Origin of the sequence: Pikeienuella piscinae (genome assembly GCF_011044155.1) — a bacterium.
In the GTDB taxonomy this organism is placed as follows: Bacteria; Pseudomonadota; Alphaproteobacteria; order Rhodobacterales; family Rhodobacteraceae; genus Pikeienuella; species Pikeienuella piscinae.
In genome coordinates this window covers 2,953,052-2,975,000 of the sequence record NZ_CP049056.1, presented here as the reverse complement: position 1 = coordinate 2,975,000, position 21,949 = coordinate 2,953,052, and the positions used below count along the sequence as shown (strand labels likewise).

21 protein-coding genes and 1 other RNA gene (1 of these 22 only partly in view) are annotated in these 21,949 nt (G+C 63.4%); 13 read left to right on the top strand and 9 right to left on the bottom strand.

Going from position 1 to position 21,949, the window contains the following annotated elements; all coding sequences use genetic code 11:
- Positions 1 to 68: the 5' portion of an FAD-dependent thymidylate synthase gene (thyX, locus tag G5B40_RS14105; RefSeq protein WP_165099818.1), read on the bottom strand. The gene continues 862 nt to the left of window position 1, outside the view; only the first 68 of its 930 coding nucleotides appear in the window; the start codon lies at positions 66 to 68; its stop codon lies beyond the left edge, outside the window.
- A gap of 96 nt (positions 69 to 164) precedes the next feature.
- On the opposite strand from thyX, the gene G5B40_RS14100 reads away from it, so the two are divergent.
- The 9 genes from G5B40_RS14100 (at position 165) to G5B40_RS14060 (ending at position 7,555) form a co-directional block, all read left to right on the top strand.
- Positions 165 to 1,472, top strand: a complete 1,308-nt coding sequence (locus G5B40_RS14100) for a flavin-containing monooxygenase (protein ID WP_165099816.1) — start codon at positions 165 to 167, stop codon at positions 1,470 to 1,472.
- A 10-nt stretch (positions 1,473 to 1,482) separates the two neighbouring features.
- On the top strand, positions 1,483 to 1,911 hold the full coding sequence (locus G5B40_RS14095; RefSeq protein ID WP_211907333.1) for a VOC family protein: 429 nt from the start codon (positions 1,483 to 1,485) through the stop codon (positions 1,909 to 1,911).
- The gene (locus G5B40_RS14090) at positions 1,908 to 2,600 is read left to right on the top strand and encodes a DUF1194 domain-containing protein (protein WP_165099814.1); all 693 of its coding nucleotides are present in this window, start codon (positions 1,908 to 1,910) and stop codon (positions 2,598 to 2,600) included. Before G5B40_RS14095 ends, G5B40_RS14090 begins: the two co-directional genes overlap by 4 nt.
- 270 nt (positions 2,601 to 2,870) lie before the next feature.
- Complete coding sequence (locus tag G5B40_RS14085; RefSeq protein ID WP_165099812.1) at positions 2,871 to 3,566, top strand: DUF1194 domain-containing protein; 696 nt, start codon at positions 2,871 to 2,873, stop codon at positions 3,564 to 3,566.
- Positions 3,567 to 4,039: 473 nt separating this feature from the next.
- Positions 4,040 to 4,388: a transfer-messenger RNA gene (gene ssrA / locus G5B40_RS14080) on the top strand.
- 101 nt (positions 4,389 to 4,489) lie between these two features.
- Positions 4,490 to 4,945, top strand: coding sequence for an SspB family protein (locus G5B40_RS14075; RefSeq protein WP_165099810.1), 456 nt, complete (start codon positions 4,490 to 4,492; stop codon positions 4,943 to 4,945).
- Between the two features lie 40 nt (positions 4,946 to 4,985).
- Complete coding sequence (gene fumC, locus G5B40_RS14070; protein ID WP_165099807.1) at positions 4,986 to 6,380, top strand: class II fumarate hydratase; 1,395 nt, start codon at positions 4,986 to 4,988, stop codon at positions 6,378 to 6,380.
- A 30-nt stretch (positions 6,381 to 6,410) separates the two neighbouring features.
- Positions 6,411 to 7,310: a KPN_02809 family neutral zinc metallopeptidase gene (ypfJ, locus tag G5B40_RS14065; protein WP_165099804.1), complete on the top strand. Its 900-nt coding sequence runs from the start codon at positions 6,411 to 6,413 to the stop codon at positions 7,308 to 7,310.
- A gap of 2 nt (positions 7,311 to 7,312) precedes the next feature.
- Positions 7,313 to 7,555, top strand: coding sequence for a ribbon-helix-helix domain-containing protein (locus G5B40_RS14060; protein WP_165099801.1), 243 nt, complete (start codon positions 7,313 to 7,315; stop codon positions 7,553 to 7,555).
- Between the two features lie 20 nt (positions 7,556 to 7,575).
- Here G5B40_RS14060 and G5B40_RS14055 read toward each other — a convergent pair whose 3' ends face one another.
- Together G5B40_RS14055 and G5B40_RS14050 are read right to left on the bottom strand one after the other, a co-directional pair.
- Positions 7,576 to 8,307, bottom strand: coding sequence for a cytochrome c biogenesis CcdA family protein (locus G5B40_RS14055; RefSeq protein ID WP_165099799.1), 732 nt, complete (start codon positions 8,305 to 8,307; stop codon positions 7,576 to 7,578).
- Positions 8,308 to 8,384: 77 nt separating this feature from the next.
- Positions 8,385 to 8,792 carry a c-type cytochrome gene (locus tag G5B40_RS14050; RefSeq protein ID WP_165099796.1) on the bottom strand — a complete coding sequence of 136 codons (408 nt, stop codon included), beginning with the start codon at positions 8,790 to 8,792 and terminating at the stop codon, positions 8,385 to 8,387.
- Positions 8,793 to 8,872: 80 nt separating this feature from the next.
- On the opposite strand from G5B40_RS14050, the gene ychF reads away from it, so the two are divergent.
- On the top strand, positions 8,873 to 9,970 hold the full coding sequence (gene ychF / locus G5B40_RS14045; protein WP_165099794.1) for a redox-regulated ATPase YchF: 1,098 nt from the start codon (positions 8,873 to 8,875) through the stop codon (positions 9,968 to 9,970).
- Between the two features lie 43 nt (positions 9,971 to 10,013).
- Here the strand turns inward: ychF and G5B40_RS14040 are convergent, their stop codons facing one another.
- Together G5B40_RS14040 and G5B40_RS14035 are read right to left on the bottom strand one after the other, a co-directional pair.
- Positions 10,014 to 10,496, bottom strand: coding sequence for a hypothetical protein (locus G5B40_RS14040; RefSeq protein WP_246209526.1), 483 nt, complete (start codon positions 10,494 to 10,496; stop codon positions 10,014 to 10,016).
- A 170-nt stretch (positions 10,497 to 10,666) separates the two neighbouring features.
- Entirely contained in the window at positions 10,667 to 11,257 is a 591-nt protein-coding gene (locus tag G5B40_RS14035) for an HD domain-containing protein (protein WP_211907332.1), read from the bottom strand.
- Between the two features lie 151 nt (positions 11,258 to 11,408).
- Between G5B40_RS14035 and ahcY the strand changes: the two genes are divergently transcribed.
- Positions 11,409 to 12,800 (top strand): adenosylhomocysteinase, encoded by a 1,392-nt coding sequence (ahcY, locus tag G5B40_RS14030; protein ID WP_165099791.1) that lies wholly within the window; start codon positions 11,409 to 11,411, stop codon positions 12,798 to 12,800.
- 1,684 nt (positions 12,801 to 14,484) lie between these two features.
- Here ahcY and G5B40_RS14025 read toward each other — a convergent pair.
- The 3 genes from G5B40_RS14025 to G5B40_RS14015 form a co-directional block, all read right to left on the bottom strand.
- Entirely contained in the window at positions 14,485 to 15,096 is a 612-nt protein-coding gene (locus G5B40_RS14025; protein ID WP_165099788.1) for a glutathione S-transferase, read from the bottom strand.
- Between the two features lie 92 nt (positions 15,097 to 15,188).
- Positions 15,189 to 15,812 carry an FMN-binding negative transcriptional regulator gene (locus G5B40_RS14020; RefSeq protein ID WP_165099786.1) on the bottom strand — a complete coding sequence of 208 codons (624 nt, stop codon included), beginning with the start codon at positions 15,810 to 15,812 and terminating at the stop codon, positions 15,189 to 15,191.
- Positions 15,812 to 17,500 (bottom strand): NAD(P)H-dependent oxidoreductase subunit E, encoded by a 1,689-nt coding sequence (locus tag G5B40_RS14015; protein WP_165099783.1) that lies wholly within the window; start codon positions 17,498 to 17,500, stop codon positions 15,812 to 15,814. Before G5B40_RS14015 ends, G5B40_RS14020 begins: the two co-directional genes overlap by 1 nt.
- Before the next feature lie 371 nt (positions 17,501 to 17,871).
- Here G5B40_RS14015 and G5B40_RS14010 point away from each other — a divergent pair, with 371 nt between their 5' ends.
- Positions 17,872 to 19,575 carry a bifunctional sulfate adenylyltransferase/adenylylsulfate kinase gene (locus G5B40_RS14010; RefSeq protein ID WP_165099781.1) on the top strand — a complete coding sequence of 568 codons (1,704 nt, stop codon included), beginning with the start codon at positions 17,872 to 17,874 and terminating at the stop codon, positions 19,573 to 19,575.
- Positions 19,576 to 19,871: 296 nt separating this feature from the next.
- Here G5B40_RS14010 and G5B40_RS14005 read toward each other — a convergent pair whose 3' ends face one another.
- On the bottom strand, positions 19,872 to 21,011 hold the full coding sequence (locus tag G5B40_RS14005) for a hypothetical protein (protein WP_165099778.1): 1,140 nt from the start codon (positions 21,009 to 21,011) through the stop codon (positions 19,872 to 19,874).
- 481 nt (positions 21,012 to 21,492) lie between these two features.
- On the opposite strand from G5B40_RS14005, the gene G5B40_RS14000 reads away from it, so the two are divergent.
- Complete coding sequence (locus tag G5B40_RS14000) at positions 21,493 to 21,948, top strand: methylated-DNA--[protein]-cysteine S-methyltransferase (RefSeq protein WP_165099776.1); 456 nt, start codon at positions 21,493 to 21,495, stop codon at positions 21,946 to 21,948.
- The last annotated feature ends 1 nt before the right edge of the window (position 21,949 follow it).

Here is a 21,949-nt window from a genome sequence, read left to right as displayed (position 1 = left end):
CGCCGCGTCTGGCGCGTCTCCGATCGGGAATGCTCGATTTCGGCCTGTTGTTCGGGCGTGAGCGGCATATGATGTCCCTGATTCACCCGGGGACGGTCGCGCCGCCCCCTCTATCTAGTGTTTCGAGGGACGATAGCCTCGATATCCGGCGGAGAAAACCACCGATGCAGGATAAAGCCGCGATCATCGGCGGCGGCCCCGCCGGGCTCGCCATGGGTCGGGCGTTGAAAGCCTTCGGCATCGGTTTCGAGATCATCGAACAGAACGCGGATTTCGGCGGGCTCTGGAATCGCGACTGGCCGCTCTCGCCGGTCTATGACAGCGCGCACTTCATCTCGTCGCGGACGATGTCGGGTTTCGACGGTTTCCCTATGCCGGAGGACTGGCCGGATTATCCGCGCCACGACCAGATCCTCGCCTATACTCGCGATTTCGCGCGCGCGCATGGTCTCTACGAGCATGCGCGGTTCGGCGTCGCCGTCGCAGCCGCCCGCCCTACCGCCGATGGCTGGGACGTGGAGACCGCGGATGGCGAGCGGCGCGCCTATCGCTGGCTGATCTGCGCCAACGGCGCGACATGGGATGCGAAGACGCCCGCGATCCCCGGCGCGTTCGACGGCCGCATTCGCCACGCGCGCGACTATAATAGTGCGGACGACTTGGCCGGGCGGCGGGTCCTGATCGTCGGGTGCGGCAATTCAGGGGCCGACATCGCCTGCGACGCGGCGCAGCGCGCGACGCATGCCGGTCTCAGCCTCCGGCGCGGCTACTGGTTCATTCCGAAGCATTTCAACGGCCTCCCCACCGATGTCTACGCCGCACGCCAACCGAATGTTCCGCTCTGGCTGCGCCAGAAGGTATTGAAGCGGCGGCTCCGGAAACAGATCGGCGACTTGGCGCGGCTCGGTCTGCCGGAGCCCGATCACGAGCTTCTGGAGACGCATCCGCTGATGAACGACCAGATCCTGCACCACCTCCGCCATGGCGACGTCGCCATATATCCGGATATCGACCGGCTTGAGGGACGCGAGGTTGTCTTCAAAGACGGCGCGCGAGCCGCGTTCGACGAGATCATCCTCGCCACCGGCTATGACTGGTCCGCGCCCTTTCTCGCTCCCGACGTCAATCCGTTTGACGGCGGACGGGCGGAGCTGCCGCTTTGCGTCTTCTCGCCGGAGCGCGACGACCTCTTCTTCATCAGCTTCATCAAGGCGGCCGGCTCCTCGATCACGCTTTTCGGCGAGATGGCCTGGATCATCGCCCGCGCGCTCCGCGCAGCGGCGGCTGGCGGCGCCGAGCATGCGAAACTGCGCGCGGAAGTGGCGCGAAACGACTATGATCTTCTGAAAGGGCTGAGGACGGTCGCCAGCTCGCGGCACGAGGCCTATGTGAACCGGGACGCCTATGCGGCGGCGCTTCTTAGGCTTCGCCGCCGGATGAGTTGGCCGAAGACCGAATCAGCAGACGCATGAGGAGCGCGATATGAAGATCAGGTATCTCCACACAATGGTCCGGGTGACGGACATCGACGAATCGAAACGCTTCTACTGCGATCTCCTCGGCCTCGAGGAGGTGCGCCGCATCGAGAGCGAGGCCGGCAAGTTCACCAATGTGTTTCTCGCCGCGCCGGGTCAGCCGGAGGCGCAGCTGGAACTCACCTTCAACTGGGATAGCGACGAGACCTATGGCGAGGGCCGGAATTTCGGCCATCTCGCCTATGAGGTCGATGACGTCTACGCGATGTGCCAGAAGCTGATGGACGCTGGTGTGACCATCAACCGGCCGCCGCGCGACGGGCGCATGGCCTTTGTCCGCTCGCCCGACGGCGTGTCGATCGAGCTTCTGAACGCCGGCGGCGCGCAGGAAAAGAAAGAACCCTGGGCGAGCATGGAAAACACCGGCCACTGGTGATCCGCGCACTGATTCTCGCGGCGGCGGGCGCGGTCGGCCTGGCCGCCCCCGCCGCCGCCGCCGCGCAGGATCAGTGCGCCGTGGCTCTGGTGATGGCGATGGACGTTTCCCGCTCGGTCTCCAGCCGCGAATACGATCTGCAGATGAACGGCCTCGCCAACGCCTTTCGCGCCCCCGATGTGATCGACCTGATCCGCGCACAGAAAGGTGGGGTGATGGCGACGGTGATGATCTGGGGCGACGAGACCCAACAGAAGCAAACGACGCCCTGGACCCTGCTGACCGGCGGCCCGGAGCTGGAGACATTCGCGGCCGGGATCGAGCAAACCCATCGCTCGTTCGGCTTCACCCTCACCGGGCTCGGCGCGGCGATGAGGTTCGCGGACGGGCTCTTGAGCGAGAATCACACACCTTGCCGACGCTCGGTGATCGACATATCCGGCGACGGCGTCTGGAATGACGGGCCGCCTCCCTCGGTCATTTGGCCAACGATGGCGCGCGGGATCACGGTCAACGGGCTAGTCATTCTTGGCGCCACGCCCGACCCCTACCCGTATTACCGCGACGAAGTGATCGGCGGCCCCGGCGCCTTTGTCGAAACGGCCGCGGATTTCGACGACTACGCCCACGCGATCCGACTCAAACTCTTGCGAGAGCTTTCGCCGGCGCTCTCGATGTTGCGGGAGTGATCGGGCGCGCCGCCCGTCCTGGCCTCGAGGCGCTTCTCTCCGCCGGCGCGGCGCGTTGGAGGGTGGCGCGGGCAGCGGTCTCGTGAGCAAGGACACGCGCTCCGACCTCGGGGCCCATCATCGCCGCGCCGTGAGCGGCGGGCCCGGCGCGCGCCTGATCGTCGCGCGGAACGGGTTCAGGGATTCTCCCGGCCTCATTCCCGGCACACCGCTTCGTGAGATCGACAGGCGGTTTTTCCTCGGCGCCATTCCGGCGGCGCCGCCCGCCCGATGAACCGGGGCGCGCTCTTCGTCGCCGCCGCGCTCTTCGCTGGAACTGCCTGCGCCTGCGAGACGGCGCTCGTACTCGCGATCGACGTCTCCGGCAGCGTCGATCCCTCCGAATACCGGTTGCAGATGGGCGGGCTCGCCGCTGCGCTCCGCGATCCCACGGTGATTGACGCGCTGGTCGACGCCAAGGCGATGGTCGCGGTGATGCAGTGGTCCGGCTCGTCGCGCCAACATGTCGCGGTTCCCTGGACTCAGGTCATGGACCAAGCGGCGGCGGCGCGTCTCGCACATGATGTCGAGACCGCCCCGCGCGCGTTCCGGCATTTCTCCACCGCGATCGGCGACGCGCTCGCCGCGTCGGCCGATCTTCTCGGCGCGATCGCCGCGCACTGCAGACGCCAGGTTGTCGATATCTCCGGGGACGGGGTGTCGAACGAAGGACTGGCGACGATGAGGATGCGCGACGCGCTGGTCCGCGGCGGCGTGCGAATCAACGGCCTGGCGATCGAGACCGGCGACGATGGGCTCACGGCGTATTACCGCCGCGAGGTGATCGGCGGCGGCGGCGCTTTCGTTCTGACGGCGCGAAATTTCGAAGACTACCCCCGCGCCATCCGCCGCAAGCTCCTCAGGGAGTTGACGGACCCGGTAGCTCGGCGCGGCCCGGCCATCCAGCGCGTCGCCGGCGGAAGATAGCCCTCACGCCGCCACACTATAATGCCGCCACACTATAATAGTGATAATAGTGTATCGCAGGTGCGGTCATGCGATTGCATGAGGCCGGGGTTCGCGGCCATCTCTTGACTAGCCGCCTCAACTTGGCGGCATTCACCAGAAACATCTGGACCAGGGAATATTGGCGGCGTCGCCGCGCGGCCCGATCCCGCAGGAGCGAGGCCGAACGCCCAATCCGAACCTGACCGGCGCCCGCCTGCGCCAGACGAAAAATTCTGCCCAGAAACCCCGTGAAGATCCTATATGGAACGCCCCGCCCGACGACAGGCGCGCTCGCCTTCATCCTTGTCGATAGCCAGACGCCGTCATGCGTCCCAGCCCGGCCGGCCAGACAGGCGGCCGCGGGCGAAAAACATCCATCGGGATCGAGTGGTCAATGACGTCATCTGTCTTGCCGGCGTTTCCCCTCGTCGACTTGGCCCAAACCCCCGCGCACCCTTCACAACGGGGTGCGGCGTCGCTATATTCGTTCGGTCCCCTCGGGGACTATGGTGATAAACGCGCACGTAATACACGGATCGGACCCGGGGGCGGTACCCGGCGGCTCCACCAACACCCGTTCATTGGCGGGCGAGGGGCCGAAACAGGATCGACGGACGTCTAAAGGTGTTTGCTTTCACCCGGTGAGCCACCACCGTTATCGGTGCAAATTGTACAGTTGCCAATGACAACCGTGCTCCGGTGGCCGTTGCTGCGTAAGCAGTAACCAAACCGAAACTTAAGTCCCCTGGCTTTGCCGTCAGGGGCGGGGCTCGCAGGCGCCTGGCAACAGAAGCCTGCACTAAATCCTCATCCATACGCTAAACCGTTTCCCGCGGGCCTTCGACGTCTATGATCGGCGGGCGAATCGGATATGTTCGCCAAAGCGAACGGAAAGAGGCTGGATGCGCGACGAGGGATTGAACTACGGTCAGATGATGGAGCGCGCGCTTCGCGGCGTGATGGCGGAGGCGTTGGCCGAAGTCGCCGCCAAGGGCCTGCCGGGCGATCATCATTTCTACATCACCTTCGCCTCCACCCACGGCGCCGCGAGGCTGCCGGACTGGCTCCGCGAGAAGTATCCGGACCAGATCACGATCGTCATACAGCATGAATATGACGGGCTGGAGGTGGAGCCGGAAGGCTTCCGGGTACGGCTGAGCTTCTCGAACCGGATGGCTGATCTTTATGTGCCGTTCGACGCGGTGCTGACTTTCGTCGATCCCTCCGTGGAGTTTGGTCTCAAGTTCGACGCGACCGAGATCGAACCCCCCGATGAAACAGAGGTTGAGGTGGAGGCCGACCCGGCGCCGAATAGCTCGGCCGACGTCGTCAGCCTCGACAAGTTCCGCAAGCCCTGAAAACGGGCAGCGATAGCGCCCACAACCGAGGAATACGCCGATGTCCGCCACCCGTACAGAAACCGACAGCTTCGGGCCGCTGGAGGTTCAGGCCGACCGCTACTGGGGCGCGCAGACCCAGCGCAGCCTGATGAACTTCCCGATCGGATGGGAGCGCCAGCCGATCGCCATCGTCCGCGCGCTCGGCGTCATCAAGCAAGCCTGCGCCGAGGTGAACATGGAGCTCGGCAATCTCGACCCGAAGCTCGGCGACGCCATCGTCAAGGCGGCGTCCGAGGTCGTCGCCGGCGAACTTGACGATCACTTCCCGTTGGTCGTCTGGCAGACCGGCTCCGGCACGCAGTCCAACATGAACGCGAACGAGGTGATCTCGAATCGCGCCATCGAGATTCTCGGCGGCGTCATCGGCTCCAAGGACCCGGTGCATCCGAACGACCATGTGAACCGCTCGCAAAGCTCGAACGACACCTTTCCGACCGCGATGCACATCGCCGCCGCCGTCACCGCGTCCTCGGTCCTGATTCCGGGGCTGAAAAAGCTTCACGCGGCGCTGAAGGAGAAGGCGGAGGCGTTTTCCGACATCATAAAGATCGGGCGCACCCACACCCAGGATGCGACGCCGATGACGCTCGGTCAGGAATTCGGCGGCTACGCCTTCCAGGTCGAGCAGGGGATCAGACGGGTCGAGGGCGCTTTACACAATCTCTACGCGCTGGCGCAGGGCGGCACCGCGGTCGGCACCGGGCTCAACACGAAGCCGGGGTTCGACAAGAAGGTCGCCGCGACGATAGCGAAGATCACCGGCCTTCCGTTCGTCACCGCGCCGAACAAGTTCGAGGCGCTTGCGGCGCATGACGCTATCGTCGAGGCTTCAGGTGCGGTGAAGACCGTCGCCGCCTCGCTCTTCAAGATCGCCAACGATATCCGTTTCCTCGGCTCCGGCCCGCGTTGCGGGCTCGGCGAATTGATTCTACCGGAGAACGAGCCTGGCTCCTCGATCATGCCCGGGAAGGTCAACCCGACGCAGTGCGAAGCGCTCACCCAAGTCTGCGCGCATGTCATGGGCAATGACGCCGCGATCGGTTTCGCCGGCTCGCAGGGCCATTTCGAGCTTAACGTCTATAAGCCGATGATGGCGTACAACCTTCTGCAGGCGATGCAGCTTCTCGGCGATTCCGCCGTCGCCTTCACCGACAATTGCGTCGCCGGCATCCGTGCGAATGAAGACCGCATCTCCAAACTGATGTGGGAGAGCCTGATGCTGGTCACGGCGCTCGCTCCCGAAATCGGCTATGACAACGCCACCAAGGTCGCCAAGACCGCGCACAAGAACGGCACGACGCTGAAGGAAGAAGCGATCGCCCTCGGCTTCGTCGACGCGGAAACATTCGACCGCGTGGTGCGGCCGGAGGAGATGCTCGGCCCGAAGGCCTGATCCGCGCGATCATCAGAAGGACCATCCGCGATGAAATGGCGGGGACGACGGTCGAGCGCCAATATCGAGGATCGGCGCGGCCGCGGCGCCGGCGGATTCCACGGCGGGCGGAGGGGCGTCTCACGACGCGGGGGCGTCAGGGTGGGCGGTCTCGGCTTTGTCGCCATCGTCGTTCTCGGCCTGATCTTCGGGATCGATCCGTCAACACTGCTTGGCGTCATTGGCGGCGATGGCGGCGGATATGTGAGCGCGCCGCCGACGAACCGCGCCGCAAACAAGATCGACGACACGACGGAGGAGTTCGTCGCCGTCGTGCTCGCCGACACCGAGGACGTCTGGGGAGCGATCTTTACCGAGCAATTGGGGCGGACCTACGCGCCGCCGCTCCTTGTTCTCTTTTCCGGAAGCACGCAATCGGCCTGTGGCGGCGCTTCGGCCGCCACCGGGCCCTTCTATTGCCCGGCGGATAAGCGCGTCTATCTCGATACTGACTTCTTCATGGTGCTGGAGCAGCGCCTTGGCGCGGCGGGCGATTTCGCCCGCGCCTATGTGATCGCGCATGAAGTCGGGCATCACGTCCAAAACGAGTTGGGAATACTGCCCGAAGTGAACCGCCTCCGTTCCGGAAGACCGGAAACCGAGGCGAATCAGCTCTCGGTTAGGCTCGAACTGCAGGCAGACTGCCTTTCCGGCGTCTGGACGCGGCAGGCGGACCAGCGCTTCTCCAGTCTCGAGGGCGGCGATATCGAGGAGGCGCTAAACGCCGCATCACGGATTGGCGACGATGTGCTGCAAGATCAGGCGCAAGGCTACGCCGTGCCCGACAGTTTCACCCATGGCGCGGCCGATCAGCGCGTCAGGTGGTTTTCCAAAGGATTCGAGCGCGGCGATCTCGGCGATTGCGATACGTTTTCAGCGGAATCGTTCTGACCATGGCCACATACGCCCCCCCGAAAAAGCACTCCCTGACGCTCGCCGGACACCGGACCAGCGTGACGCTGGAGCCGCCTTTCTGGCGCGCATTCCAGGAGCTGGCGATGTCGGAGGGCGTTTCGATCAACGCCCTCGCCGCGCGGATCGACGCGGCGCGGCCCGCCGAGGTTGGCCTCGCCTCCGCGATTCGGTCGCATGTCCTGGAAGAGGCGCTGCGCCGCGCGCGGTCAGCGGAAGAGTAAAGGACGTCCCACGGAAGGCTTCAGCCTATGCTGGCGAGAAACGGAAATGTCTCCAGCAGCCAGAACGCCGCCCGGCTGAACGCGCCGGTCGCCATCGCGACGCCGACGACGATCAGGAGCGCGCCCATCGCCTTCTCCACCAGTCCGAGATGCCGGCGAAAGCCCCGCATCCAGCGCATGAAGGGCCGGACGAAGAGCGCGGCGAGAATGAAGGGAAGCCCGAGCCCGGCAGCATAGACGGCGAGCATCAGAACCCCTCGTCCGATCGTATCCTCCTGCCCCGCCAGCACCAGAATCGTGCCAAGGATCGGCCCGATGCAAGGCGTCCAACCGAAAGCGAAGGCGAGCCCGATGACATAGGCCCCAGCGTAGCTCCCAGCAGCCTTGCCCGCGTCCAGCCGCGCTTCGCGATAGAGGAAGGGGATTCGGATCACACCGAGGAAATGCAGGCCGAGCACGACGATCACGCCGCCGGCGATCCGCCCGAACAGGATCTTGTTCTGCAGTAGCGCCTGCCCGAGCACCGAGGCCGTGGCGCCCAGCGTGACGAAAACCGTCGCCAGCCCCAGCACGAAGAAGATCGAGGAGAACAGCACCCGCCGCGCCAGCGCATCGTCGACCTTCTCGTCTTCGGTCAACTGGTCCAGCGTCGTCCCGGCGATGAAAGCGAGATAGGGCGGCGCCAGCGGCAGGACGCAGGGCGACAGAAAGCTCAACAGCCCGCCCGCGAACGCCGTCAGAATCTCGAACATGTCCGCCCCTTTGTCTGCTCACCCCGCCCTAGCGCAGCACGGCCGTCAGGTCGTCTCACAATTTCGCGCTTCATGCGTCAGGGCGTCTCGGCGCGCATGAGATAGGCGATGATCTGTTCGATCTCCAGGGCAGTCAGCCGCGTGGCGCCGACAAGCTCGTCCGGCGCCTCGCCCATCCGGCCGGGCGTATAATAGGCTGGCATCGCGGTCCCGGGGAAAAGAATGCGCGGCTCGACGATCATCAGCCGAATTTCGCCCGTGGTCAGTCGCCGGCCGATATCGGCGAGATCGGGCGCATCCGGTCCGTCATGACAAGCCGCGCAGCCTGCGCTCTGATAGAGCGCTTCGCCCGGCCCGGGACCGCCCGACCATTCGGCCAGCGGCGCGGGAATCGACGCGCCGTCGTTTACAACATACTCGACGAGCGCGGTCGCCTCTGCGGCGATCGGCGCCAGAATGAGAGCGAGGACAAGATGGCGTATCATGGCGCGACAGAACCTAGCGGATTGCCGCCGCGCCGCAACGCGGCTAATCAGGCGCCCGCAAATCGAGGAGGGCGCGGCCCATGGGTTTCAAATGCGGCATCGTCGGGCTGCCGAATGTCGGCAAGTCGACGCTATTCAACGCGCTGACCCGCACGGCTGCGGCGCAGGCGGCGAATTTTCCCTTCTGCACGATTGAGCCGAACGTCGGCGAGGTTTCAGTTCCCGACGAGCGGATCGAAACGCTGGCGAAGATCGCCGGCTCGAAAGAGGTGATACCGACGCGACTGACCTTCGTCGATATCGCCGGGCTGGTTCGCGGCGCATCCAAAGGCGAAGGTCTCGGCAACCAGTTCCTCGCCAATATCCGCGAAGTCGACGCCATCGCCCATGTCCTGCGTTGTTTCGAGGATGACGACATCACCCATGTCGAGGGCAGGATCGACCCGACCGCCGACGCCGAAACCATCGAAACCGAGATGATGATCGCCGATCTGGAGAGCATCGAGCGGCGAGTGCAGAATCTCCAGCGAAAGCTCAAGGGCGGCGACAGGGAGGCGGCGCAGCAGGCCCGTCTTCTCGAAGCGGCGAAAGCCGCTCTCGACGCCGGGCGTCCGGCGCGCAGCGTCGCCGTGGCGGAGGAGGACGAGAAGGCCTGGCGGATGCTGCAGCTTCTGACCGCCAAGCCGGTGCTATATGTATGTAATGTCGCCGAAGCCGACGCCGCGGAAGGAAACGCGCTCTCCGCCAAGGTCGAATCGCTGGCGGCCGCCGAGGGCGCCGGCTGCGTGGTGATATCCGCCGCCATCGAGGAGGAGATCGCGCAACTGGAGCCAGATGAACGCGAGATGTTTCTCGCCGAAATGGGGTTGCAGGAGGCTGGGCTCGACCGACTGATCCGCGCCGGTTACGAGCTTCTCGGCCTCGTGACCTACTTCACCTGCGGCCCGAAAGAGACCCGGGCCTGGACGATTCAGAAAGGTTGGACCGCGCCGAAAGCCGCTGGCGTGATCCATGGCGACTTCGAGAAGGGCTTCATCCGCGCCGAGACGATCGCCTATGACGATTATGTCGCGCTCGGCGGCGAGCAAAAGGCGCGTGAATCAGGGCGGCTTCGGGCCGAGGGCAAGGCCTATGTCGTCGCCGATGGCGACGTGATGCACTTCCTCTTCAACCGTTGAGCCCCCGCCGACGGGTCGGCGGGAGCGGAGCGCGCGCCGACACTCAACGCCGATAGGTCTCGAGCGCGAGAACCGCGTCGCAAGTCTCGCCGCTATACGAGCCGACCCACACGTCGAGGCGACCGTCCGCCGGCCGGGTGAGGATGATCCGCGCGTCGCCATTTCCAGCATCGTCGTCATCATAGTACCAGCCCTCGGTCGCCGTGTTGATCAGCAGCACGCTGTCGCACTCGCTGATGACCTCGAGCTTGAGCTGATAGCCGCGCATATCCGCCAGGCCGAAGGTGAAATCCGGCTGAGCGGTAACGAAGCCCGGACCGTTGTCGGTCAGAAGGCGCACAGGGCACGCTGACAAGGAGCGATCGCCGCCGGCGCGAACCCTGTAGTATCTCGGCTGGTATAGATAGCTCCCCGACACCGAGTAGGTCTCCCCCACATAGTTATGATAATCTGGGCAGGATCGCGCCGCTGACGACAGCATGAACAGGGCGCAAAGGGCGGAGGCAATGAAAAGAAGGGGTCTCATCCTGAATCTCCATGATTTGAGTGCGTGAACGTCGTGCCTGCTTGTCCGCGGCGGAACGCCTGCTCCGGATCGGTCTTTTCGGGACCGGCGGGCGGCTAAGCCGCACTGCTCTGGAAGAATCATGAACCCTTGGAAGGCGATCGGCTGTGGCGCCGGCCACATCTTGCGGTTCAGACGCCTTTGGTCAGCCGCTCGAAGCGCGCAAGGAAAACAGCCGCCGCTTCATTCGGCGGCAGCGGTGTGAGCCTGATCTGCTCCCACCCCTTGAAACGCGGTCGGGAAAAAAGCCGCCCCGCCTCCGCCTCGTCGAACCCGGCCAGTTGCACGGCCTCGATCCAGGCGGAGGCCCGGTCGGCCCGCTTGATCCGCGCCTTCACCGCTTCGGGCGGCTTCGCCGGCAAGCCGAAGCGGAGATGCGTCGCCGCTTCGAGTCGATCTTCAAAGGCGCGGTAATCGAGACCGAGCGCCGCCTTGAATGGCGAAATCATGTCGCCGATCACGTATTCGGGGGCGTCATGCAGAAGCGCCATCAATCGCTGCGCCGTGCTCGGCACCGGTTTCAACCGCGCGAAGATTCGCTCGACCAGCACCGAATGCTCCGCCACCGAGAACGCCCAGTCGCCCCTGGTCTGCCCGTTCCAACGCGCGACTCGGGCGAGCCCGTGGGCGATGTCGCCGATCTCGATGTCCAGCGGCGACGGGTCGAGCAGGTCGAGCCGCCGCCCCGAAAGCATCCGTTGCCATGCCCGTTTCGTCGCCACGCGCCCCCCCGCCTGCTTTTCCCCGAGTCTAGCTTCACCCCGCTGCGGGGACCAGCGCGGCGCCGACGCGCGTTGCCGCTCCCGTCCGCCGCTGCTATAGCGCCGGCGATGGACGTTTCGAGCGCGAAAATGGCGCGAGCAGGAGCACAAGATGACCGATCATATCGTCAAGGATATTTCGCTTAGCGAATACGGCCGCAAGGAAATCGCCATCGCGGAAACCGAGATGCCGGGACTGATGGCGCTACGCGCCGAATACGGCGAGTCCGAACCGCTCGCCGGCGCGCGAATCGCCGGATCGCTTCACATGACAATTCAGACCGCGGTACTCATTGAGACGCTGGTGGAGCTTGGAGCCGATGTGCGCTGGGCCTCTTGCAACATCTTTTCCACCCAGGACCACGCCGCCGCCGCCATCGCCGCCGGCGGCACTCCGGTTTTCGCCGTGAAAGGCGAGTCGCTGGAGGAGTACTGGGACTACGCCGACCGGATCTTCCATTTCGAGGAGGGCGGCGCGAACATGATCCTCGACGATGGCGGTGACGCAACGATGTATATCCTGCTCGGCGCGCAGGTCGAGGAAGGCCAGACCTCGCTGCTCGACAATCCGGGATCGGAGGAGGAAGTCGCCTTCTTCGCGCAGATCAGGAAGCGGATGAAGGAAAGCCCCGGCTGGTTCGTCAAACAGCGCGCGATGATCAAGGGCGTCTCTGAGGAGACGACCACCGGCGTCCATCGGCTCTACAAGCTGATGGAGAATGGCCAGCTTCCCTTCCCGGCGATCAATGTGAACGACAGCGTCACCAAATCGAAATTCGACAACAAGTACGGCTGTAAGGAATCGCTGGTCGACGGCATCCGGCGCGCGACCGACACGATGATGGCAGGCAAGACCGCCGTCGTTTGCGGCTATGGCGACGTCGGCAAGGGATCCGCCGCGTCGCTGCGCGGGGCCGGCGCCCGCGTGAAGGTGACGGAAATCGACCCGATTTGCGCGCTTCAGGCCGCGATGGACGGTTTCGAGGTCGTGACGCTGGAGGACGCGGTGAAGACCGCCGACATCTTCGTCACCACCACCGGCAACAAGGACGTGATCCGCATCGAGCACATGCGCGAAATGAAGGACATGGCCATCGTCGGCAATATCGGCCATTTCGACAACGAGATTCAGGTTGCGGCGCTCAAGAACCATAAATGGACGAAGATCAAGGACCAGGTGGACATGATCGAGATGCCTTCGGGCGCTCGTCTCATCCTCCTCTCCGAAGGGCGCCTTCTCAATCTGGGCAACGCCACCGGCCATCCCTCTTTCGTGATGTCGGCGAGCTTCACCAATCAGGTGCTGGCCCAGATCGAGCTCTGGACCAGGGGCGAGGACTATCCGAACGAAGTGTTCATCCTGCCGAAGCATCTCGACGAGAAGGTCGCGCGCCTGCACCTTGATCGGATCGGCGTAAAGCTGACGACCATGAGCCCCGACCAGGTCGAATATCTCGGCGTCCCCGCGGAAGGCCCGTACAAGCCGGATCACTATCGTTACTGACGCGCGTCACGAGCAATCACTCGCCCGTCAACGGGCCGTCGCCTTCTGGCGGCGGCCCGTTTTCTTTTGCACGCGGCTCCTCGCCATACGCCCCTCAAGGGCGCTGACGGCCAGCGCGTCGACTCTGCGGCGAGTAGGGCGCGGGTCATCACCTATTCACCAATGATGTCGTCCTCCCCATCAACCCGTTCATAGGGCGACCCCGGGTCGCTGGCTGATCTCACCCCCACGCGCGGCCGGACGCCGCTTGGCTACGCACAGTCAAGAGATACCGCGCGAGATTTCGGTTGCTCGTCCTGCCGCGGATGGATGGCCACGCTGGAGCGACTTCAGGACCCGGGGCCGTCCAAGCCCCGCGCGCATACCCTTTCGGCGTCGACGCGATCGAGCTCGACACCGGGTGCGCTTCTTGGCGAAGGCTCGGCTGCGGTGTTGCCGCCCGCCGCTGACGGCGGGCCGCCCCCGCCTTTCTCTCCGTCACCGCGCGCCCGCCCCACTATGACATGAGCGATTGGCGCGTTGTGAGCGACCCGCCGGCCATTATGCGCGCGGGATGCGCTGGATCGGTATAGATGCGATCTCCACTCGTCAACGCCACGCCGGGCGTCGACTTACGTTTTCACGTCTCCTGTTTCGTCGCGTTACCCAGACTTTCGTCCACGTGCGGCGTCGTCCGGCGGCCGGTCGATAAGAGCCATCCACCCATTCACGTTCTCGGTTAGCGCTGCATCGCTGTCGTGCTCGACGCCTGAATGCGAGGGTTATCTCCATTCGCACTCATAGAATCCATTGGTACCGAATGCCGTTCATGCGTCATGCGATTCGCTGATTCGGATTTTTGGCAGCGACTCCGCGCCAGAATCGCCTCCATCCATGCGAGATCCCTCTCCATTCATGCGATCGCTTCACTATTCATGCATCTCGAACCAATTTCTCACAACTATAAGATGAAATTTCACTCATTTTGAGCTGAGTGAGTGGTTTTCGCTTTTCACCAACGGGTGGATGCGTCATGTTGATTTCGGGGTCGGGTGACGGACCTTCTCAGGGGGCTTCTGAGGGTCTCAATCACCCGCCGCGTGTGGAGGGGTGGCGTTGAGTGAACTGCGTATCGTCGGGCCGCGGCCTGCACCTTCGGGCGCCTAGCGCTGTGTATGGGGTGGAGTGTGCGCCGTAACCCGGCCGGTTTGGGCCTCGGCATGGGGCGGCCCGACGATCGCAGGTGTTTGGTGGGGAATGTGTGTAACTGTACTCGGGTCTTGTGTGGGGTTTGTGAATTCAGTCGCGTTCGTGGTGTGTATGTTTAGTTGTGGGTACTGACGGCGGCGCTCGAGCGCCGCCGTCGTCGTTTCCGGCGTCCTCACGCCGTCATCATCAGGCGCAACGTCACGGTCGGACGCGCCGCTCCAAGTCTCTAAGACGCGTGGGCGACCCGTGCTCGCAAGGGCGGCTGGCGTCCTGCGCGCGACCGGATCATCCCGACGGCGCGCCAAGCGTGCCCGGATAATTCAGGATACCGCCCGGCGATATCCGCGCTCCAACACAGCGCACCCAAACGCGCCGCCCGGCGGGCTGTAGCCGCCGCGCATTCTCCGACGCAAGGCGCGCGCGTCTACCGGACGCGGCGACCCTGCCCTGAGCAAAGAACCACGACGCTGCACGCTCGCGCCAGGCTTCACGCCCGTCAGGGCGCGGTTGCGCGCATCGCCGGCCGTTTGAGAAACGCCTCTCCCCAGGCGGCCAGTCCCGGCCGCCCGTCGCGCCAGTCGCCCCATCCACCCATCTCGCCACGAAAGTCGAGATAGCCGAGCACGCAGGCGACCGCGACGGCGCCCATGTCGACGTGACTCGAGAGATGGTCGAGCCAGCGCGCCTCCAGCGCGTCCAGACCGCGCGTGATCTTACCTCGCTGCCCGGCCACCCATGCGGCGGAGCGCCCCGCCTCTTCCCGCATCCGGACCTCGTAAACGCAGAGCAATGCCGCGTCGAGCACGCCATCCGCATGCGCCTCCAGAGCCAAGGTCAACCAGACCGCCTCGCCATCCAGGTAGAGCCCCGTCCCATACTTCGCGTCTAGATAGCGGGTGATCACGCGACTGTCATAGAGGGCGGGACCGTCATCCCGAACAAGGCAGGGGATCTTTCCAAGCGGATTCGCGGCGATCAGCGCCTCATTCGGCGCGGTGGGCGCGGTCGCGCCGTCGATCAGCGCGATCTCGCCAGTCTTTCCGGCCTCTTCGAGCAGAACCATGACCTTGCGGACATAGGGCGACGGGCCAGCGTGAAATAGCTGCATGCGAGTTTCCTTTCCGGCATGTCCGCCGCGTCAATTGGCGCGGCGGGTGAGACGCCGAAGATGCGCCTGAACCGGGAGACGCGCAATCCGGATCAGACCGGCGGTGCGCGCATCAGCGAGGCAAGGGCGGCCGTCTCCGCGCCGAGTCCGGCGTTCTCGACCCCGTCCGCCGCGCCGGCCCGCGCTGCGTCGCTCTTGTTCTGGCTGAACTTCCAGGTTCCTTCGACCGCATCGACGCGCATCTCCACCGGCGCAATCATCCGCATCATGCGCTGAAGCGCCTCCGGCTCCATCTTCTCCAGCGTCCAGGGCGCCTTCGGCGCCAGCCGCGTCTCGAATGTCGCGGAAAGCGCGGCGAGATGCGCCCGGAGCCCCGCTTGATCGGCCAGGCGCAATTCCCCCTTCAGATGCACGGCGACATAGTTCCAGGTCGGCATGAGATCCGGCTCGCCGTACCAGTCGGGCGAGACATAGCCGTCCGGCCCTGAGATCGCGACCAGCGCCCGCGCCGGCCCGGCGCGAAGCCGCCGCCAGATCGGGTTCGAACGCACGATATGCGCCTCGAGCCGCTCACCCGCCGCGTCGATCAGGAATGGAATGTGGGAGGCGAGCGGCTCGTCATCACCGCCGATGGTCACGACGCCGAAGCCGCGTTCACGCGCGAAGATGAGATTCCGCGCCGCGTCCGCGGCCCGATAAATCTGGTTCGGATGCATCAGACCTCGTCGGGAAAATGCTTCATGGTCAAGCGGATCGCATTCGGCGCCGCTTGACCGAGCCCGCAGATCGATGCGTCCTCCATCACCGCGCAGAGGTCCTCCAGAAGATCGCGATCCCAGCGATCCGCCTGCATCAGCTTCACTGCCTTTTCGCAACCGACGCGGCAGGGCGTGCACTGACCGCAGCTTTCGTCCTCGAAAAACCGCAGCATGTTGAGCGCCGCCGCCTTCATGCTGTCCTTGTCGGAAAGAACAACGATGGCGGCCGAGCCGATGAAGGAGCCGTGCTCCTGCAGAATATCGAAATCCAGTGGCATATCGCCGAGCGACGCCGGCAGGATGCCAGCCGAGGGGCCGCCCGGCTGATACGCTGCGAAGCGGTGCCCCTCCAACATGCCGCCCGAAGCCTCGATCACGTCATGGATCGTGGATCCCGCCGGCAGAAGTTTCACGCCCGGCGCCTTCACTCGTCCCGAGACTGAATAGGAGCGAAGCCCCCTCCGCCCGTTCTTCTCGACGCGGCTCAGAACCTCCGGACCCTCGCGACAGACTCGCGCGACCCAGTGCAGCGTTTCAACATTGTGGACCAGCGTCGGGCGGCCGAACAGGCCGACCTGCGCGACATAGGGCGGCCTATGGCGCGGCATGCCGCGCTTTCCCTCGATCGACTCGATCATCGCGCTTTCCTCGCCGCAGATATACGCGCCGGCGCCGCGGCGCAGCTCGACATATCCCGGCGCTGCGAGCCCCGCCGCCTCCAGCGCCGCAATCTCGCGGCGCAGAATCTCCAGCACCGCGGGATATTCGTCGCGCATGTAGATGTAGCACCGCGCCGCGGCGATGGACCATGCGGCGATCAACATGCCTTCGAGGAAGAGATGCGGCTCGCGTTCAAGATGGAACCGGTCCTTGAAGGTGCCCGGCTCACCCTCGTCGCCATTGACGGCGAGGTAACGCGGGCCTTCGGCGTTGCGCACGAAATCCCATTTCTTCCCGGATGGGAAGCCGGCCCCGCCCAGGCCGCGCAGGCCGCTCGAAAGCACCTCCTCCTTCACTTCCTCTGGGGACTTCGCTCCGGCGCGCAGCGCGGCGAGCGTCTCATATCCCCCGCCGGCCCGATACGCGGCCAGTTCTTCATAGTCGGGAACATGCGTATGGATGTCGCCGGCCGCGATCGCACGGTTCACCAGTTCCGGCGTCGCGTGGTCGATGTGGTTATGGCCGATCTCCAGCGCGGGCGCGGTGTCGCACCGCCCCATGCAGGGCGCGCGGAGGACGCGAACCTTGGCGGGGTCCAGCCCGGCCTCCAGGGCCTTTTTCAGTTCTGCGGCTCCGGCCAGTTCGCATGAAAGACTGTCGCAGACCCGGATAGTGAGCGCGGGGGGCGGGGTCTCTCCTTCCTTCACCACGTCGAAATGGGCGTAGAATGTCGCGACCTCGTAGACCTCAGCCTGCGCCATCCGCATTTCTTCCGCCAGCGCGCGCAGATGGCCGGCGGAAAGATGACCGTATTCGTCCTGGATAAGATGCAGATGCTCGATCAGAAGATCGCGCCGTCGCGGCCGGTCGCCAAGAAGCGCCCGAACCTGTGTAAGCGCCGTATCGTCAAGCTGACGCCCTTTCGGCGTCGCACGCCCCTTCCCTCGCCCCGATTTCCAGACGCCCTTTCGCTCATCGAGAGCCATGCCGCGCTCCTTCCCCGCTCGTCGCCTGGAACGCTAGCCGTTCCGCAAGGGCCTGTCGACGCCGATCAAGGTCTACAGACGGAATGAACAATTGCGCCGCTCAGACGCCACCCGAGCCTTGCGGTTACGGTTACAATGGAATTTTTCGCGCTCGCGCCGGCGTCCGATGCGCGACGGATCGTCGCCGCCCGCCTTCACCCGAGATGCGAACGTCAGGCGTCCGCCGGATCGAATCCGCGTTGATCTTTTTCACACCGGCCGCCCCCGGCGCCCCACGGGCATTGAAATTTGGGCCACGCCGTCGCATTAGGCGCGCGAACCGCATGAACGGGCGATGTTGAACGCCCTCCCCTGAGTCAGGACCATCCGACATGTCCGCGAACACCGCGCCGATCCCCGAGCTTTACGTATCCTCCGACAGCGCCGCCAAACTCAAGGTTGAGGCGGCGAGCCTGCCGTCCTGGGATCTCACGCCGCGGCAGATCTGCGATCTCGAGCTTCTGATGAACGGCGGCTTCAATCCGCTCAAGGGTTTCAATACCGAAGCCGACTACAACTCCATCGTCGAGACCATGCGCCTCGCCGACGCGACGCTCTGGCCGATGCCTATCACGCTCGACGTCTCTGCGGAATTCGCGGAGATGGTCAGCCCGGACCAGGACATCGCGCTGCGGGATCAGGAGGGCGTGATCCTCGCCATCATGTCGATCACCGACAAGTGGACGCCGAACAAGTCCAACGAGGCGGCGAAGGTTTTCGGCGCCGACGATCTCGCCCATCCGGCGGTGAATTACCTCCACAACACCGCGGGGCCGGTCTATCTCGGCGGGCCGGTCACCGGCATCCAGCCGCCGGTGCATTACGACTTCAAATCGCGGCGCGACACGCCGAACGAGCTGCGCGCCTTCTTCCGCAAGCTCGGCTGGCGTCGCGTGGTGGCGTTTCAGACCCGCAATCCGCTTCATCGCGCGCATCAGGAATTGACTTTCCGCGCAGCGAAGGAGGCGCAGGCCAATCTTCTGATCCATCCGGTCGTAGGCATGACGAAGCCCGGCGATATCGACCATTTCACGCGCGTGCGCTGCTATGAGGCGGTGCTGGACCAGTACCCGGCCTCCACCACCCACATGTCGCTGCTCAACCTCGCCATGCGGATGGGCGGCCCGCGTGAGGCGGTCTGGCACGCGCTGATCCGCAAGAATCACGGCTGCACTCATTTCATCGTCGGGCGCGATCACGCCGGTCCCGGCAAGAACAGCCAGGGCGAGGATTTCTACGGGCCGTATGATTCGCAGAACCTCGTCGCCGAACATCAGCGCGAGATCGGCATCGAACTCGTCCCCTTCAAGCAGATGGTCTTCGTCCAGGATCGCGCCGAATACATGCCCGCGGACGAAGTGCCTGCGGACGCGACGGTACTTTCCATCTCAGGCACGGAGCTGCGCCGCCGCCTGCAGGAGGGGCTGGACATACCCGAATGGTTCTCCTTCCCCGAGGTCGTCTCCGAGCTGCGCAAGACCAAGCCGCCGCGGGTGAGCCAGGGGTTCACCGTCTTCTTCACCGGGCTTTCCGGCTCCGGCAAGTCGACGATCGCCAACGCGCTGATGGTGAAGCTGATGGAGCTGGGCGGCCGGCCGGTGACATTGCTCGACGGCGATGTCGTCCGCAAACATCTCTCGTCCGAACTCGGCTTCTCCAAGGAGCATCGCGACATCAACATCCGCCGTATCGGCTATGTCGCGTCGGAGATCACCAAGAATGGCGGCATCGCCATCTGCGCGCCGATCGCGCCCTATACCGCCACCCGCCGCGCGGTGCGCGAAATGGTCGAACAGTTCGGCGCCTTTCTCGAGGTCCATGTCGCAACCTCGGTCGAGGAATGCGAGCGGCGCGACCGCAAGGGGCTCTACAAGCTCGCCCGCGAAGGCAAGATCAAGGAGTTCACCGGCATCTCCGACCCGTACGAAGAGCCGCAGAACGCCGAGCTTGTGGTCGACACGATCAATGTCTCGCCCGACGATTGCGCGCAGGACGTGATGCTGAAGCTGGAGAGCATGGGCCTGATCGCCGGCTGATCCGCCAATGTTCGAGTTCCGAGGGCCGCTCCCGCCGGGGGCGGCTCTTCGTGGATTCAGGGTCGGACGACCGCCGCCTTCGGCTGGTGTGATCATATTAGTGATGGCGGGTTGGAGCGTGAAATGGCCGCAGGGCTTTTGGAATGCCAGCCTCGAGCGCGAGAGACGGTCAAAAAGGTGAAAATGCTCGGGAAGGTTTCGCCAAGGGGTTTTGATCACTGCATTTTTCGCGACCTTTACCAATCTTTGCCATCGGTCAAAAATAACCGTTTCTGCGCCATGAAAAACCTCGTGCGTTACAATACGTTCTTTGCGAAATCTATATTATCCAACACTCCAGCCGAGAACACCCGCTGTGTCGCCATAAAAGGTGGGAGGTCCATATTCCCACCAGAAATATAGCCCACTACAATCTGACCAAGTGTTATCTCGGGTTCAACAGCCTCGCTATCTAAAAATAGGTTGTATGCCTTTTGATATACCGAGAACCTCTCCTGATACCTCTTAACTGCGGTGTTCAATTCCACGCCTGACCCAGATGCCGGAAGGCTTTGTTTCAATGTATCTAATTGTGATATCTCAACGTCTTCTTCCTTATTCTTCTGCTTTGAGAAATATAGAACACTCAGAGTAACGATAGACATAGAAAATAAGGTGATCTCAAGTTTTTCCACGTGTCTATCTGAGATTTCTAGGTCTTCAATTGATTGTCGGTAAATACGAGACTGAAAACCAACTATCTGTTGAGAGATTTTTTCTGCGAGCGCTTTCGCTGATTTTGATCCAGGCCCAATCTCTGTGGCTTTCCCCTCCGGATCATTTGGCCTGGGGTTTTCACCTCCCTGCAGAATTCCCTGACGAGTTCGAAAATGAAGGTCGCTAGGTCGAAATTCTTTACCGCGCATGTTTTCACTTATCGAATTGATTGATGAATATAGCAATCTAAGATCGTCCGGCATACTTGCCTTTTGTTCGGAGAAACCAAATGGGAAGTCGTCCCAAAAATGATTGAATCCGGTTAACTGAAGGGGTCTTTTTGCAATTGAAAATCCGCTTGGAGCAAGGCGCGACTTTCGAGAATGATACATATCCAAAAAAAAGAAACCCCAATTCGATCCCGATAATGACACATATTCATATATATCTATATTATTATGAACTTTGATTCTATGGAATAGAATCTGGCCCCCCTGTTCATCGATCAATTGCGACAAGTACGCCAATGAACCGACGGGGCCATTTGTTGGAATAGGGTTTGCCGTGCTCCCCCCAAACTCTCCATTCGCTTTTGGATGTTGGTCTATGGCACTAAAAGATTTGAACTGGGAATACTGCTCGGGCCCTAGGATACGGATTTGGAAGTCATCATCAGTCAGCGCCATGGCGATCTTCTCTAATGCAGCTTCTGCTTTGCGCTTCCTTCCAAAACCAAACATTCCGTGTCTCCCATACCGCTGAGTTCAATTAATACAACGAGATTTCAGGCGCGCCAAACAGCATAATATCCCCTGTCGGATTCAGGTGTCATCCAAGGCAACATAATTTTCATTATGCGTCAGAAATAATGACCTAAAATTACTCTACTCTTCTCAGCACGAAGCACGTCCCTGGCTGGTTTAGCCGAGGGTTTGTGACCGCACCAAGATCCGCCGTATTGAACACACATGGGAAAGCGGACATTGGCCAATCATCGTTTTGTCTACTGACCTGACCTCCAGCACTCTCAGCACCCCAGCATATTTCTGCGATGGCCCCCTCCAATCCCAGTCTCCGTCAGCATGGAGATTGAGCCTGACGGTTCAACATTCGCGCCGAGAACCCGCATCTCCGAGCGCCCATTCCCCTTCCCGCGCCGCACCCCACCCCCGGCGCCGAAAGAGGATTGAGCCGCCGCCGCCGCGGGCGCATGATCCGGCCATGCCCCACCACTCCACAGAAACCGCCCTCGGCCGCTTCACCATCGAAGCGGCGGACGGCGCGATCACCGGGCTCCGCTGGGGCGGCCCCGTCGAGACCGCGAAGGATCCGCTCCTGATCGAGGCCGCGGCGCAGCTCGGCGCTTATGCGGACGGGCGGCTTCGTGCGTTCGATCTCCCCCTCGCGCCCGCCGGCGGGCCGCTGCAGCAGGCGGTGATGGCGGCGATGCGCAGGATTCCCTTCGGCGAGACCCTCACCTATGGCAAGATCGCCGCGCAGGTCGGCGCGCCGGCGCAGGCCATCGGGCAATGCTGCGGCGCCAACCCGATTCCGGTCATCATTCCCTGCCACCGGGTGACCGGAACCGGCAAGCTCGGCGGGTTCTCGGCGCCGGGCGGCGTCGAGACCAAGGTGGCGCTTCTGCGCCATGAAGGCGCCTATTCGCTGCTGATCTGAG